At 32.6% G+C, this 16,481-nt stretch carries 13 protein-coding genes and 1 pseudogene; 10 read left to right on the forward strand and 4 right to left on the reverse strand.

From position 1 onward, the window contains the following. Positions 1–263 precede the first annotated feature (263 nt). Both ACQH6S_RS06700 and ACQH6S_RS06705 read right to left on the reverse strand, forming a co-directional pair. The gene (locus ACQH6S_RS06700) at positions 264–1,574 is read right to left on the reverse strand and encodes a sensor histidine kinase (RefSeq protein WP_094649532.1); all 1,311 of its coding nucleotides are present in this window, start codon (positions 1,572–1,574) and stop codon (positions 264–266) included. Beyond that, a complete protein-coding gene (locus ACQH6S_RS06705) occupies positions 1,558–2,238 on the reverse strand; it encodes a response regulator transcription factor (protein ID WP_094649533.1) in 681 nt (226 codons plus the stop codon). The genes ACQH6S_RS06700 and ACQH6S_RS06705 overlap by 17 nt, the downstream gene beginning before the upstream one ends. A 53-nt stretch (positions 2,239–2,291) precedes the next feature. On the opposite strand from ACQH6S_RS06705, the gene ACQH6S_RS06710 reads away from it, so the two are divergent. From ACQH6S_RS06710 to ACQH6S_RS06745, 8 genes are all read left to right on the forward strand, one after another. Then, positions 2,292–3,194 (forward strand): branched-chain amino acid transaminase, encoded by a 903-nt coding sequence (locus tag ACQH6S_RS06710; RefSeq protein ID WP_425364444.1) that lies wholly within the window; start codon positions 2,292–2,294, stop codon positions 3,192–3,194. 348 nt (positions 3,195–3,542) lie between these two features. Next, positions 3,543–4,421 (forward strand): 4-hydroxy-tetrahydrodipicolinate synthase, encoded by an 879-nt coding sequence (gene dapA, locus ACQH6S_RS06715; RefSeq protein ID WP_094649535.1) that lies wholly within the window; start codon positions 3,543–3,545, stop codon positions 4,419–4,421. Beyond that, positions 4,408–4,869: an SsrA-binding protein SmpB gene (smpB, locus tag ACQH6S_RS06720; RefSeq protein WP_425364445.1), complete on the forward strand. Its 462-nt coding sequence runs from the start codon at positions 4,408–4,410 to the stop codon at positions 4,867–4,869. The genes dapA and smpB overlap by 14 nt, the downstream gene beginning before the upstream one ends. 57 nt (positions 4,870–4,926) lie before the next feature. Beyond that, positions 4,927–5,841, forward strand: a complete 915-nt coding sequence (sppA, locus tag ACQH6S_RS06725; protein ID WP_375333903.1) for a signal peptide peptidase SppA — start codon at positions 4,927–4,929, stop codon at positions 5,839–5,841. Positions 5,842–5,844: 3 nt separating this feature from the next. Next, the gene (locus ACQH6S_RS06730) at positions 5,845–6,087 is read left to right on the forward strand and encodes an HU family DNA-binding protein (protein WP_094649538.1); all 243 of its coding nucleotides are present in this window, start codon (positions 5,845–5,847) and stop codon (positions 6,085–6,087) included. A 119-nt stretch (positions 6,088–6,206) separates the two neighbouring features. Then, complete coding sequence (locus ACQH6S_RS06735; protein ID WP_425360278.1) at positions 6,207–7,136, forward strand: Rpn family recombination-promoting nuclease/putative transposase; 930 nt, start codon at positions 6,207–6,209, stop codon at positions 7,134–7,136. A 189-nt stretch (positions 7,137–7,325) separates the two neighbouring features. Continuing rightward, on the forward strand, positions 7,326–9,992 hold the full coding sequence (mutS, locus tag ACQH6S_RS06740) for a DNA mismatch repair protein MutS (protein WP_425360279.1): 2,667 nt from the start codon (positions 7,326–7,328) through the stop codon (positions 9,990–9,992). 368 nt (positions 9,993–10,360) lie between these two features. Further along, positions 10,361–12,814 (forward strand): hypothetical protein, encoded by a 2,454-nt coding sequence (locus tag ACQH6S_RS06745; RefSeq protein ID WP_425364446.1) that lies wholly within the window; start codon positions 10,361–10,363, stop codon positions 12,812–12,814. A 161-nt stretch (positions 12,815–12,975) separates the two neighbouring features. Here the strand turns inward: ACQH6S_RS06745 and ACQH6S_RS06750 are convergent. Together ACQH6S_RS06750 and ACQH6S_RS06755 are read right to left on the reverse strand one after the other, a co-directional pair. Beyond that, positions 12,976–14,544 (reverse strand): annotated as a pseudogene (locus ACQH6S_RS06750) (methyltransferase regulatory domain-containing protein); the annotation flags it as partial. A gap of 90 nt (positions 14,545–14,634) precedes the next feature. Then, positions 14,635–15,369 carry an outer membrane protein gene (locus ACQH6S_RS06755; protein WP_425360281.1) on the reverse strand — a complete coding sequence of 245 codons (735 nt, stop codon included), beginning with the start codon at positions 15,367–15,369 and terminating at the stop codon, positions 14,635–14,637. A 316-nt stretch (positions 15,370–15,685) separates the two neighbouring features. Between ACQH6S_RS06755 and ACQH6S_RS06760 the strand changes: the two genes are divergently transcribed. Both ACQH6S_RS06760 and ACQH6S_RS06765 read left to right on the forward strand, forming a co-directional pair. Continuing rightward, positions 15,686–15,910, forward strand: a complete 225-nt coding sequence (locus ACQH6S_RS06760) for a hypothetical protein (protein ID WP_425364447.1) — start codon at positions 15,686–15,688, stop codon at positions 15,908–15,910. A gap of 148 nt (positions 15,911–16,058) precedes the next feature. Beyond that, positions 16,059–16,307, forward strand: coding sequence for a hypothetical protein (locus ACQH6S_RS06765; protein ID WP_341758049.1), 249 nt, complete (start codon positions 16,059–16,061; stop codon positions 16,305–16,307). The last annotated feature ends 174 nt before the right edge of the window (positions 16,308–16,481 follow it).

Raw genomic sequence — 16,481 nt, forward strand, 5'->3', positions numbered from 1 at the left:
CCACGCAAGTAGGTCGTGGCAATCCATCTTTGGTTACTTTTATGGATTGCTTCGTCGACCTGCGGTCTTCCTCGCAATGACGTTAGCCATATACGACTTTTAAACTACCAGATCTAAAACCACTGCTTCTTCTAACTTTCAATAGTTATGCTCTAGACCCCTACCTTCGCAGGGGTGACAGCTGCCCTTGTTTCATTCCCGCTTCGGTGCGGAATCTATAGATATCGCACCGAAACAGGGACGACACTATAGTCAATTGATGGCTAAAACTTTCTCGGGTTAGCTATAGGTAGTGAAATTTCAACCAATAACCCGCCTAAAGCTTTACTATCCTGTAATGATATTGTCCCACTATGATCAATAATTATTTCTTTAGTAATAGCAAGACCAAGTCCAACATTCCCTGAATTATTAAGTGAACGGGACTTATCTGAACGGTAAAATGCTTTAAATACTAATAATTTCTCTTCGTCCTTTATGCCAATTCCATTATCTTCAATTTTTATTATTACATTAGTAGAGGTAGAGCATATAGTAATTTTTATTTTTGTAGAATATTTTATCGCATTATTTATTACATTAGATATTGCACGTTCAAAGTTGCTAGGCTTAATTTGTGTGTATACTGGTTGCCCTATCGTAATTAACTCAATATTGGCAGACCATTTATTTGTAACATTTAACATCCAAGAAGATAATTCGATTATTTGAGCTTCTTCTCCATTTTCTCCTCTAGCAAAATCAAGATATGATTTTATCATTTGCTCCATAGCAACTATATCTTCCCTAAGACCTTCTGTTTCCTCAGATTTGTTCATTAGCTCTAATTGTAACTTCATTCTAGTTAACGGAGTACATAAATCATGTGAAATCATAGCAAGCATTCTAGTTCTTTTGCTAATTTGCTTTTCAATGCGTTCTTTCATTTTAAGAAAAGCAATACCAGCCTTTCTTATCTCTTTTGCCCCAGAAGGTTTAAATGTTTGTAATTTGGTGATTCCTTGCCCAAATTGATCAGCCGCATCTGCCAGAATTAAAATGGATTTAATTTGGTTTTTAGAGAAGATTAAGGAAACAGAAAGTAGTAAAATGGTTAAGAAAATTAACCACAAGACAAAAATATAGGCAGTTGGATTCATCAACAATTTTGCTGGGAAAGTTATTTGTATTAAACCATCGGTTAATTGAAGTAGTACTTCAATTCTTCCTGAATCATTAAGCTTTACTATATTATTTTTATTAATTTTTACGTTAATAATATTTTTAAAAATCTCTAATTCTTCACTAATTCTAGGTTGCGTGGATGGCAAGGTTAATTTTGGATAAAACTGATATGACAAATTTAAATAATTTGTCGCTATGGTATTTTTTTCTAATAAATTATTATCGTCTTTTTCAAGCAAGGAAATAATCTCATTAGCAATAATATTACTAGTATAGTAAGAAACATTATACCAGTGACGATCATAGAACAAAAACACTGCTAGAATTTGTCCTATTAATGTCGGAACAATGATAATGAGTACAAATCTAGCCAGTAATGTTTGTGGAATAATTTTATGTATAGATAGCATATCCGCTATTCCGAATGGTTTTTAAATATTTTGGTTCTTTAGGATCATCTTCTATCTTACTCCTTATTCTGACAATTTGTACGTCGATAGAACGAGGGCTGAGTCCTCCCATTATTTTTGATAACTCATCACGTTTCATTTCTTGTCCGATGTGGGTTAATAGTACTTCTAGTAGTTTTGTCTCTGTAGAGCTTAATGGTACCAGTTGATTATTTTTTATAAATTCCTTTGATTCGAAATTATAATAATTATTGCCTAACCGTTTGATTTTATCTTGTTTTTTATAATTATTATAGCTATTTAATAGATTGTTGATTCTTAATAATAATTCTTTCGGTTCAAAAGGTTTAGTTAAATAATCTGATGCCCCGGCTTCTAAGCCCTTGATACGATCATTTGGTTCTGACAATGCAGTTAGCATAACAATTGGTACAAGGTCTTTGGTAGCTCTTATAGTTTTAGCAAAATCAAGTCCTGTAACATTTGGTAACATGACGTCCAAAATAATTAAGTCATAAATAGAAGATTTTAATAATTCCTCAGCTCCTTCGACAGAATGTGTTGTTGATACTAAAAAGCCGTTTTTATACAAAAACTGTTTTAAAAGTTTCTGTATTCTAGTATCATCATCAACTACAAGAATGTGGGGTTTTGAGCTTTGCATAAATAAATTTTAGGTAATAAAAATTACTATAGTTTAATAGTAGAATATTAACAATGACAATAATACAAGAAAATATACTAACTGAAAAGCCGTTTAAAAATCTTAATCAATTATCAGGTTATATTTGGATTAATGGTAGATTTATTGCTTGGCAGGAAGCCAAGATACATGCTCTTACTCATAGTTTGCATTATTCTGGTGGAGTTTTTGAAGGAGAAAAAGCCTATAATGGTAAAATTTTTAAATTAGAAGAACATACACAACGTTTGATAGAGTCAGCAAAAAGTCTAAGCATAGAGGTGCCATATAGTTTTGAAAATATTATAGAAGCTCACCAGCTACTTATAACAAAAAATAATATTAAAGATGCGTATATTCGCCCATTAATTTGGTTTGGTAGTGAATCTCTTAATCTGACTAATGTAAACTTATCGGTTAATCTATTAATCGCTGCTGTTCCATCAACTCTTAGACCTTCTGGGGCCTTAAGTCTGCATATTGCTCGTTGGCGAAAATGTCATCCAAACTCATTGCCCCCACAATGTAAATCATCAGGACATTATAATATGATGATAGTATGCCAGAAAGAAGCTAAGTCTCTGGGGTACGATGATGCAATTTTATTAGATTGGCGGGGATATGTTGCTGAATGTAGTACGGCAAATATCTTCTTTGTTAAAGATGATCAATTATTCACTCCGATAGCTGATAGTTTTTTAAATGGTATAACGCGTCAAACAATTATAAAACTTGCTAATGATTTAAATATCAAGGTTATAGAAGAGTATATAACTCCAGATAGGGTAGGGGAGTTTAATGAATGTTTTATGACTGGTACAGCTGTAGAAGTTAAGGGGATTAAATCGATTAACCTTGGTGAGCGAAATGTCATCTTTGAAGATAGTAAAATTACTAATTTGCTAAAAAAAGAATATAATGACTTAGTGTACAAATAAATAGTGATATACTGAGGTTATGTAAAGTACTTTCGTCTATTAGCGAAGAGTAGCTTGGCAATACCGTCATTGCGAGCGAACGTATGTGAGTAAAGCAATCCACAAAAATGATTAAAGATTAAATGGATTGCTTCGTCGCTACTAAAGTAGCTCCTCGCAATGACTAATTATAAACGTAGCCGTCATTGCGAGACCACATAGTGGTCGAAGCAATCCATTTTGGTCACTTTTTTGGATTGCCACGTTACTGCAAAGCGGCTCCTCGCAATAACGGAATGTTGTAAGGTAGCTCCTCGCTAATAGACGATTAGGGGGCGAATAAAAATAATATGAATTTAACAGGTGTTTATGGAAAATAATATATTCAAAGGAGTCATTACAGCTATGATAACTCCTTTTAAGGAAAATAAATTAGATTTTGCTTCTGTGGAAAAGATAGTGAATTATCAAATTGCTAATAAAGTTGATGGGATAGTGGTTGCTGGTTCTACTGGTGAGGGACCTAGTTTAGCTTTGCAGGAATATCAGTCTTTATTACAAGCGGTTATCGAAATTACTAACAAACGTATACCAGTAATAGCTGGTTGTTCAGCCATGACTACTAGCACCGCCGTAGATATGGTACAAATATGTACAAAAATTGCCGTTGATGGATTTATGTGTAGTATTCCTTCTTATGTAAAGCCAACTCAAGAGGGAATATATTGGCATTTTGAGACTATCCATAATGCCAGTAATTTACCAATAATGCTATATTCAGTACCTAGTAGAACTTTGGCAGACTTTTCAGATGATACGATAATTAAGCTCAGTAAACTACCGCGTATTGTAGCCCTTAAAGATGCTGGTAACGATTTAGAACGCCCATTACGAATTAGGTCTATGGTTAAAGATTTTAGCTTATTATGTGGTAATGATGAATTAGCTTTATCTTACAATGCTCATTCGGGGGTAGGGTGTGTTTCTGTTGCATCTAATATCACGCCTAGTTTGTGCAAGAAATTACAGGATAATTGTCGTGATGGTAATTATCAGGAAGCTCTGCAAATTCAGCAACAATTATTACCTATATATAAAGCATTATTTGCAGAATCCAATCCGATACCGGTAAAATATGCTGCGGCAAGATTGGGGTTATGTGCCAATGAATTAAGGCTTCCTTTAACTTCAGCTAGTGTAGCCACCGAGGAAAAAATAAATAAAGCTATGGAATATGTCGGAATATAAAAAAGTAATAGCACAAAATAAGAAGGAATATTTCAATTACTTTATTGAAGAAAAAATTGAAGCTGGCATAATATTGACTGGCAGTGAAGTTAAATCATTGCGTCAAGGAAAAGCCAGTATAGAAGATAGTCATGCAGAAAATTCAGCAAATGAAGTGTTTTTGTATAATTGTCATATTGCGGAATATGAAAAAGCTAATAGGTTTAATCACTCGACTAGAAGGGCACGTAAGTTGCTCCTTAATTCGAGTGAGATAAAAAAAATAATTGGTAAGATTCGTTTAAAGGGTTATACTCTCGTAGCTCTTACTTTATATTTTAATAAGAAAAATAAAGTAAAAGTTGAGTTAGGAATCGCAAAAGGTAAAAAATTACATGATAAAAGACAGACAATTAAAGAACAAGATTGGAAAAGGGATCAAGGGCGAATTATGCGGGTGAAGTGCTAACCATCATAAATGGATTAGATTGCTTCGTCTAAGAAAAAATTAACGAATGGTAAATTAATGACAATAACTGCTGAATACCTAATTGAAAGAAAGCAAAATAAGACGAAATTAATGCTTTGGAAGCTAGCAACAATTTTTATGTTTATAGTTTTAATTGTGGTGATGATTAAGCAATTTGATTTGACAAAATCTGAATATATAACTACTAATAGTAAATATATAGCTGCTATTTCAATAGAAGATATTATTTTTGAAGATACAAAACGTGATACAAGATTGGAAAAAATCATTGATGATGATCAGATTAGTGCTTTAGTGGTTAATGTCAATTCTCCTGGTGGAACTGTTGTTGGTTCAGAGAAAATTTATAATATACTCAGGAAAATATCTGCAGAAAAGCCGGTAGTGGTTGTTATGGGTACATTGGCAGCCAGCGGCGGATATTTGATATCCTTAGGAGGTGATTACATAATTAGTCATAATGGGACAATTACCGGCTCAATTGGTGTAATTCTTCAAACTCTAGAAGTCACAGATTTAGCAAAAACTTTAGGTATTACCTTTAATAATTTTAAATCAGGAGAATTAAAGGCAGTTCCTAATCCTACTGAAAAAGTCACAGAAGCTGTTCGTCAGGCAATAATGTCGAATGTACTAGATACTTATGATTATTTCATTGAACTAGTGGCTTTAAGAAGGAATATACCAATTGATCAAGTTAGAGAACTAGCTGATGGGCGGATATATTCTGGTCGCCAAGCTTTAAAGCTAAAGCTTGTTGATGCTGTGGGGTCACAGGATGATGCGATTAAATGGTTACAGGAAGTTAAAAAAATCGATAAGGATTTGAAAGTAAAAGAATTTAAAATAAAACCTAAACCAAAATTCCTTGAGATTATAATGGAAGATTTTGATAGTATTTTACCAAGTTTTTTCAAAAATAAATTTCAAGGATTGGGGGCAATCTTTTGATTTATGGCAAAAAAATCTGACTTAGTAAATAAAATATCGGAGGAACTTAATTATCTTGCTAAGGAGGATATAAAAGATTCGGTAGATTTGGTTTTGGATTATTTACAATCTAGCTTAGCTGAGCAAAACCGTATTGAAATTAGAGGTTTTGGCAGTTTTTCAGTTAGGCAGCGGAAATTTTCAAATAGTGAGCAATCATATAAAACCGTCTATTATCGTATGCCTAAAAATTATGGTAACATATAGGGTCTTAAATTTACTCTTCATCCCCATCTTTTATTAAAATCAATTTATTGCAAGATTTTTAGTGGAGAAGATGATAAAATAGCATTAGTTATCAATATAGAATTAAGAGGTTGTATTATATGTTTTTATCAAAATTTCTTGACCCTAAAAATGATTTTTGTTTTCGCCAAATTTTTGGCACTGAAAAGAACAAGGATATACTTGTTCATTTTTTAAATGATATTCTCAAATGTAAAGGAAATGAAAAAATAATTGAGGTGACGTTTTTACCAACTATCCAAGACCCTGATATTGCTATTTACAGAAAGTCTATAGTTGATGTGTTATGTAAAGATCAACATGGTAATCAATTCATCGTAGAGATGCAGATAAGTAAGCATCCAGGATTTGAGAAAAGAGCCCAGTATTATGCAGCTAAAGCATATTCTAGGCAAATACTCAAAGAAGATGAAAACCATAAAAAGTTGGCAGTATACGCTAAATTAAAAGGAGTTATATTTTTAGCAATAGCAGATTTTGTGATGTTTGACGATAAAAAACATTGGAAGTCAGAGCATCGTCTTTTAGATACAGAAAGCTACGCCAATGATTTAAAAGATTTTTACTTTGTTTTTTTAGAACTCAAGAAATTTAATAAAATTATCTCTAATCTAGAGACTACAGAGGAAAAGTGGATGTATTTTTTCAAACATGCAGGAGATAGTACATTAACATTAGCCGAAATAGAGCAGTTAATAGGTAAGGATAAAATTATTAGAAGAGCCTTTGAGGCAGTAGATCAAGCAAGCTGGTCAGAAGCGGAGCTTAACACCTATGAGGAAAGAACAAAAGCCTATTTTGATAATTTAGCGGTAGAACAGCAACAAATTGAAGATGCTGAAGCTAAAGGAAAAGCTATAGGCGAAGCTAGAGGGGAAGCTAGAGGAAAAGCTGAAGGTATTAAAGAAAGTACTATAGCAATGGCAAAAAAAATGCTGAAAGAAAGCTATCCCATAGAAGTTATAAGTAAATTAACCGAACTAACCATTGAAGAAATAGAGAAGTTATAGCTAACCCGTTAATGTTTTCGATAGTTTCTTTGTCTCTATTAGTTAGGAATCTTCCTGTGATAACTATAGTCAATTCAGGAGAATTTGGAGCTAGGAGCGATGAGTGATATGTCCCCAACTTCTCCTCTCGTTCTATTTGCAAGACATCCTATCGTCTTTATTGTTTATTTTTTATAATTATTTGTAGTTATGACTTTAGAAGAATTTCACCAAAAATATAATTATGCTCAATCAACCAAGATGATGCAACAATATTTAGACATCAAATTTGCTAATCTTGATTGTCTTCTATTGTTTAGGATGGGTGATTTTTATGAAATGTTTTTTGAGGATGCAATTCTTGCCAGTCAAGTTTTAGGTATTGCTTTGACTAAAAGAGGTTCTAATGGTGATTGTGAGATTGCTATGTGTGGTGTCCCTCATCATGCTCTTGAGACCTATTTGAATAAATTAATTGAAGAGAATTACAAAGTTGCTATTTGCGATCAATTAGAGACACCCGAAGAGGCAAAAAAACGTGATGGTTATAAGGCTGTAGTACATAGGGATGTAACGCGTATCATCACCCCAGGTACTATTACTGAGGAATCTTTAATTGATGTTTGTGAGCCTAATTATTTGGCAAGTTTAGTTTTGTTAAAAAACAAAGCGTCAATTTGTTACGTAGATATTTCTACTGTGGAAATTTCAGTTATTGAGATTCCGCAAAATGAGATTATCAATGAACTATCGCGTCTTAAGCCGAAAGAGATTTTACTTAGTGAAAATTTGAGGGGGCATCAATTAGCTAGTAATATTAATAACCAATTGCATTTTCGTATCTCATATCAAGTTGATAGTTTTTTTGCTAGTAAGAAATGTCATAAAATTATCTTAGATTTTTATAAAATTAATGATCTAAAAGCTATAGGTGAAGTATCTGAATGTCAAATAAGTAGTATTGGTAGTGTTTTAGAATATTTATCTTTGACCCAAAAGCAAAATATACCTTCTCTACCTTTACCTCGGTTGGTTAATTATCATAATTTTATGATAATTGATTCGGCAACTCGGCGGAATTTGGAAATTACCAGTAATTTATTAGGAAAAACCAAAGGCAGTGTCCTTGCTACTATTGATCATACCGTTACTAAAGCTGCCAGCCGTCTATTATATCACTTTTTATCTACACCACTAATAGATATTGATCAAATAAATTCTCGACAAAATATAACAGAGTTTTTTTATAAAAATATTGCCATAGTAGGAAATATTAAAAAATTACTCAAGAAAACTGGAGATTTAGAACGTTGTTTATCTAGAATTATGATGAATCGCGGCTCAGGACGAGATTTGCTAAATATTAAATATACGTTAAATGCTGCACTGGAAATAAAGGGTGAATTTATTGCTCATTACGGGCTAAATCTGCCAGATTATATAGAGAACTTAATCAAACCATTATCTGGCAATGAACAATTATATTCTTTAATAGACCAGGCAATTAGAGAGGATGCACCAAATAATATCAATGAAGGCGGTATAATAAATCATCATTATCACCCTAAACTACAAGAATTATATGATCTAATTAATAATGGCAAATCACATATAGAGAAGCTAAAGAATCTATATCGTCTTGATACTGGCATTGAAACTCTCAAAATATCACATAATAATGTGCTTGGGTTGTTTATTGAAATTACCCTAAGACATAGTGATAAGATGGTAGACACAAAATTTATTCATCGTCAAACAACTTCTAATGCTAGTAGATATACTACTATTGAATTACAAAAATTAGAAAGCGATATGGTTAATAGCAAAAGTTTAGCAATTAGTCTTGAACTGGAATTATATAATAAAATATGCCAGCAAGTTATTGATAATACCGTATTTCTGCGATTACTTAGCTGTTCTTTGAGTCAGCTTGATGTATTCTGTAATTTTGCTTATATTGCCGATGAATATAATTATGTTAGACCAGTTTTAACGAACGATTTAACTTTTGAAGTTATCAAGGGACGTCATCCAGTTGTTGAACAAAGCCTATTAACCGATAAAAAGAGCTTTATTGACAATAATTGCACTTTATCCGAAGCTAATAGAATTTGGTTAATTACTGGACCTAATATGGCTGGTAAAAGTACTTTTTTGCGGCAGAATGCCCTAATAGCCATATTAGCACAAATTGGTAGTTTTGTACCAGCGACAAGTGCCAAGATAGGAGTGGTAGACAAGATATTCAGTAGAATAGGGGCAGGGGACGATTTACAGGCAGGACAGTCGACTTTTATGGTAGAAATGCTAGAGACATCAGCTATTTTAGCACAATCTACTAAAAATTCCTTAGTAATACTAGATGAGGTTGGGCGTGGAACTTCGACATATGATGGCGTATCAATTGCTTGGTCAGTGCTTGAATATATTCATGATAATCTCAAATGCCGATGTTTATTTGCTACGCATTATCATGAATTAACCAGTATGAGTAATTTTTTGCCAAGCCTAAAAAATTATACAGTTGCTATTGAGGAATTAGGAAAAGAAATATTATTTTTGCATAATATTATAGAAGGGGCGGCTGATAAATCTTATGGAATTCATGTAGCCTACTTAGCGGGGCTACCAAAATCTGTTATAATTAGGGCGAATGACATTTTAGCAAAATTAGAAAAAAGTGCAACGTACAAAAATAAGCATATATTAAATACCGAATCAAACAATTTAAGTCTATTTAATTTGCCAGTAGAAAGTAAAAAAGAAATGAAATTCAATAAGTTAGAAAAAGAAATTAATACAATCGATCCTGATCAACTCTCCCCTAAGCAAGCTTTAGAGTTAGTCTATAAGTTAAAAGGATTGATTGTTGAGTAAACGCCTATGATGACGTATAGATCACCAAGGCTATATGGATTGCTTCGTCGTGCGGTTTCCGCACTCCTCGCAATGACGTTTGGGGGGCATATACGTCATTGCGAGACCATGTAATGGTCGAAGCAATCCATAAAAGTAACCAAAAATGGATTGCTACGACCTACTTTCGTGGTCTCGCAATGACAACTTTTCTACTTTATTTTCTTAAAACGTTGCCAATTCAAGCTAATTCACTTTAAGATTATAAAAATAATACTTGCCCTATTAATTATATTCTCTATAATACACACCATAAAACAAAAATCCGTTCAATACGGCATATGAATTTGTATGTCATTAGAACAATTAACTTTAATTAAGTAATAGCAATGGAAATAGATTTTAAAGACTATGTAAAGAATGGTAATTATTTACATCTTCAACACCAGAGTACAATATTAGATGACCATAATAATTTAGAAAAATTATGTTCGTTTCTAGAAAACAACCCCCATATTACAGCACTTAACCTAAAAGGTTGTAATATTGATAATGCTAAGATTAAATTGTTGATAGCTTCAATAAAGCAGAGCAAGATTACTACTCTTGATATATCATACAACCAATTATATGATGTGGATGCAGCTGAAATAGCTGAACTCATTAACCTTATTACCCTTGATATATCATGCAACCAATTAACTACTAAAGGGGCAGCTAAGCTAAGTACACTTTCTAACCTTGTCGCTCTTAATCTATCATATAATTCATTAGTAAGTAATAAATGGGCAGTTAAAATAGATGAACTCACTGAGCTTGCTAGGCTTAATAATCTTCGTGAACTCACTAAGCTTACTAAGCTTAATGAGCTTAAGATATCAGGTAACAACTTAGGCCCTAAAGAGGCAGAGGTACTAGCTCAACTCAGCAATCTTACTACCTTGCATATACCAAAGAACGATATAGGTTCTGAAGGGGTGAAGGCAATAGTCAACAATATCCCGAATATTTTTGATCTCGATGTATCTAGTAACAACTTAGGTGATAAAGGAGCAATTGAAGTAGCTAAACTCCCCCTTACGAAGCTTGCAATAAAGATTAATAAGATAGGTGATGAAGGTATGCAGGCAATAATAGCTAACCTCCATCTTAGCGAGCTAGATATGTCGTGTAATGATATAACTGATGCAGTACTAGATGAAATAGTTGCAAGTGTCCCGGGGAAGATTACTAAACTCGATTTAAAAAGCAACCGTAAGATATCTTATAGCGGAATAGAGAAATTAGCTGTAATAGAAAACACTAATATTATCATCTCTGATAGGGAGGATATTGAAGAGCTATTCTTGAAGTTCCTACGATGTGGTAATATTACGTCCGAAAGCATTAAAAAGATAGTGTTTGAAGCAGCCAGAATGTATAATGCGTGTAATAGTGCCCCCCTTATACAACATATAATAAACTCTCCAGAAAAATACCCCTTTGCTATAAACTCACGAGACAATGAAGGACACTCACTATTAAGTTTTTATAATCTTTTCGATCCTGATATGCAACAGTTTCTTTTTCAGCACGGTGCAGTACCAGATCAAAAGCAAGAGCAAGATAATAGGCTTAAGACATTAGCACGAGATACACAGTCCGTTCATACAACAGAAGCAGTAAAATTAGTGAATTTTATTACTGATAATTTATTTAAAGCTTATGGTAATATAGAAAATAAACAACAGTTGCTAGTAAAAGCAGAAGAATATCAGGCAGGATTAACTAAATTGGATCAAGTTTATCAAAATTCAATAAAATTAAAATTACTTAGCTTGTCTGATGGTGCTAAGCGCGACACCATGAAAAAGACGTTAGTGGCAAATCAACCTACACCAAGTGATCAAGACTATGTTGCTACCGTAATCGAGAAAGCTAAGATAGCACTAACAACAATATACCTAGCCAAAACAAATGGTCACTATAATCAAGGATATCCTACCCATAAAATGAAATATGGTGATGGTCATAAAATAACTATTCCCCAATCTTTGGGACTTGTTAAATCATTAATAGATACTATGGAGATTCCAGTTGCTGAAAAACTGGAGCTGTTGGTAACATTAATGAGACAAAATCCAGAATTAGTTGAAAGTAAACTGGGAATAATACAAGATAAATTAAACATAGATGTTCCACCAACAATATTAGTAGATTCTACAAAATGTCATAAATTCTTAGCAAGCAATCCTGTTATAAAAAAGACTCCTCAGATAATAGGTGATTTGTTTAATAGTATTAGTGATTTAGATATAGACCAAACCTGGAGAGAGCAAAAAGCATTTACTGTAGCAGAAAACATCTACATTGCCGCAACCGCATATGGTAAAGATAAAACTGCTTGTCCCCAAGGAGTATTGGAAGATATTGTTAATAGTGTAACTGAAATAAATAAAGATTTTTATAATGAATTTATTAAATTGCAAGAACAAAATTTAGAAGAAGAGAGAGCAAGAACTTCTATCACAGAAAACAATATTCAGGAATTTATTGGCGTATTAGCTAAGAAGTTAATAAATTTTGTTGAAGACAAACCAGTATTACAAGAACGCCTTGCAGACCTTGATTTCGTCACGATAGATATGGAAAAACCACAATATATTAGCATAAAACAGCAAGAGTTTTTAGCACAGATTAATACAGCATTTGCAGAAATCAAAAAATACTTACCTAATTATAATAGAGAAATACCAACATCTGATGAATATGATCTTATAATCAAAATGTTAGCAAAACATCCTCTTATAGAAAACTTTGCAACAGACCACTATAAATTGCAAGAATCCGCATTGCAACCATAAGATGATATATCTGCCCATTTATCAGTTGAAGGATACCAATAATAATTGTCACCCCTGCGAAAGCAGGGAGTTTAGATTCCCGCCATTGCTAAGAATGACAAGGGACTCAATAGACCTCTTGCATAACCTAAAGATAATTTATGCAAAAGGTCCAATGACAATTAAACCAGCAAAGCATTAGCCACAAACTTAGTTAATGTAGGCGGCAAGAATGATGTTAATTCTTTATTGACTTCATCAATATTCTCTATTTTATTACCATCTCGACTTAAGGTCATCTCACCAGAAGTAACATGCTGCATAACAAGTTCAATGATTTGCTTGTGGTCATTATTACCGTTCATATATCGTAGAGCAAACCTCTCAAAAAGATTAATAGCTACCACTTCATATCTTTGGTTTGTTACCCACATATTAGATGTATGAGTTACCTGATATGAAATAAGCTTTGATGCTTTAGGTTTATCAAGATTTACTTCTTTCCTATTATTCTGTAAGGTGATATTAATATACCCTTGCAACACTAACTTCATGGCATTAGCTAAAAATTCAGCCTTTATTTCATTCAGTTTTGCTCCTTGCAGTTTTTTATTACTACTAACAGCAATTTTATCAAAACTCATTGGATTATTGATATTCTCAGAGAAAGTATAGAGTATCGCTTTCATATAAGGAGAAGATGTTGATAAATTATTATCCTTATTACCATTATGAAAAAACTTGGCGACTTCAGATGAATTAAGGTCTATATCAACAAGAGGCTTTTCTGGCACTATATTAAATGTCATATTAAATTTAGTAATATCCTCATTTTTGATAGCTCTATTTAATTTAATATTATTGTGACAAAGTAAGGTTGACCTAAATCGACGATTGGTAATGAAGTCCATATATTGTTCTATTCTAACAATATCATTTATTGCTTGTAATTTCTCTACCACTTTTGCCGGCATATTTCCTAGATACATGGTGGAAATATTACAATCAGACAAATACTGTAAATTATTTTTTTTAGCCTCATCCATAAATTCATGAAAATAATATTGTACATTATCTTCTTCTAAATGGTCATGACGCAAATAATGGTCATTTTGTTTGGCAAGTAAACTAGCTTCATTTTGTAATACTTGAGAATAAGGCGATTTAGAAGATTCCAAACTATCATTAACGAATTCAAGTAATAACCTAGATTGAGTAATTTTATCTTGAATGTTATTAAAGGCATTTGAGTGATAAAGCATCATATCTCTTATAGTACGAATCATATTCCAGCCGGGTAGGGTATTATAACTAATATACATGATGCCGTTATCTGATAAATTTTTATTACCTATCTCAAAAATCTTATCCTGGACAATTTTTGGCACCCAAGAGATTACTCCATGACAAATTATATAATCAAATTTACCAAATGATTCATCAATATCCGTAATAGAATAATGTCGGAATTCTATATTTTTAAGTTCTAATCCTTCTTTATGTTTATTAGCTTCATCTATTTGTACTTTAGATAGATCAACTCCAACAAAATGTGCTTTAGGATAATTGACAGCATGAGGTATTAAATTACCTCCTGCCGCACACCCTAGCTCTAAAACCCTTGCAGTCTCAACTGCTGGTGATTGCATACCAAATAACACAGCAAGTGTTTGTAGATGGTATGGAGATGTTAAGGCATACGAATAACTCTCATAAGGCAGTTCATCGTATGTATTCTGAGATGTTGAGGCAAGCTCTAAATTAGCAGTCATATGTTCTCCACACTAAAATTTAAATGTATTATATACTAAAAAGTTTCATGTACTAATAGTCTTTTTACATTAAATTGGTAATTTATAAGTAAATCCTATACCAAATTCTCCAACCCCTATGGTTTTTTTGATAGGAATTGCTGGGATAAATTTCTGAGTTTGCATATCCAAAGTATCATAATTAATCTTTATGGAATGAGCAGCTTGTAATTTTACTGCTATATCAACGCTAAAATTACTAGATAAATCCTTAGAAAGCCCAAGACCTACTTGCCAAGCAAAACAATTACTATCAGTGGTTCTAATTCTAAAATATTCTACATCCATTAACTTCCAGCGAGAAGAAGCGGAACTAACTTTTACCTGAGCAATTCCAGCACCTAATATGACAAAAGGAGTCATTTCTTTAATTTTGTCAAAATCATATACAATATTAAGCATATATAAATTGGAAATTATCTTAGTGGCACCCGGAGTTTGTGGTATAATTAAACCGGCAACCTCTTGTTTGGGTAAAACATAATTTAGCCGGTATTGTGGATGATGTGTTGCTGAAAACTCAATAGCCATTTGCGGATAAAAGCTGTAACCAATCTTACCGCTATACATCTTAGACCTTTTTAAAGTAAAGTCAGTACCCGAATCATGGCGAAATTTTTTTACCACCGGCTGTACTATTCCGGCTTCTGTCCCAATATAAAAAAATCTCTGATCAGCCTCAGGATTAACCTCATCTGCCTGAGCATTGGTAAAAAACAATGAGCCTATATAAATAGTAGATAATATTTTTGCTAATTTATTCATTATAATTTTATGCTTATTGAAAGCGAGCATTATATAATTATCCACTGATAGGTCAATATAAAAGATTTTTATCTATTGCGAAAAGAATGGGTAAATCTATAGTAATTGCTTTAGCCGGATAGTTCTATAATATATATTATGGAAAATAAGGTTAATATGGTATATTATCTTTAGTGTCATCCCTGCTTCGGTGAGTAAAAAAGCTGACTGCATGGATTGCTTCGTCGGCTTATGCCTCATCGCAATGATGTTTTTATCAAGAACTCGCGGAAATGACAATAGTGGGTGGAAATGAATAATATAAATAGTGGTTCTTATGGGAAAAATTACAACAACAAAAGAAGAATTAGATTTTTACAAATCAGATAAAGACTTTCTAAATCAAGCTTTTAGAAATTCTATTATAGCTCAGGACTTTACGGCACTTGAATTATTATTTAAGTTAACTAACTTAAAATCTTGTTTAAAAATAAGCTCCAAGGAATTATTTTATGAATTAGTTCCATTAGTCGAAGAGTATACTTGCAGCAAAACTGCGTAACACTATCTAATTTCTTTGCTAGTATGAATTTATTGTATAAATTTGGATTTCTACTATGCAAATATCACCGATTAATAAAAAACAGATTAATAAAAAAACTAGTTGAAAAAGTAGCAGTCATATTATAATATTTGAAATATTAATAATAATGATAATTAATCAAATGAAAAAACCAAAAGTAGCGACCTTAAGTGCTGAAGAACGAGAAGAACTAATACAGCATGTCAAGGAAAGTTCATTAACGGGAGATGAACAGCAAACGATAGTAGAGCTTGTGAAATTTTGTAACGAGCTAATAGACAAGCTAGCATCATCAAATATCAGTATAAATAAGCTTAAGGAAATGCTGATTGGTTTTAAGGCAGATCACAAAAAAAAGATAGTTCAGATTCATTAAAAGAACCGCCAGGTGAATCTGATAACGGGAATGGTGGTAATGAAGGAGAGTGCGATAAGCCCAAAAAGATAGATCGTAGTAATTGGCAAGGTAAATATGGGTTTGATGATTATAAGGATGCGAATACCAGCTATTTAACTCCTGAGAATTTTTGTAGTGGTGATAGCTGTCCTC

Origin of the sequence: Candidatus Tisiphia endosymbiont of Mystacides longicornis (genome assembly GCF_964031095.1) — a bacterium.
Lineage (GTDB): Bacteria > Pseudomonadota > Alphaproteobacteria > Rickettsiales > Rickettsiaceae > Tisiphia.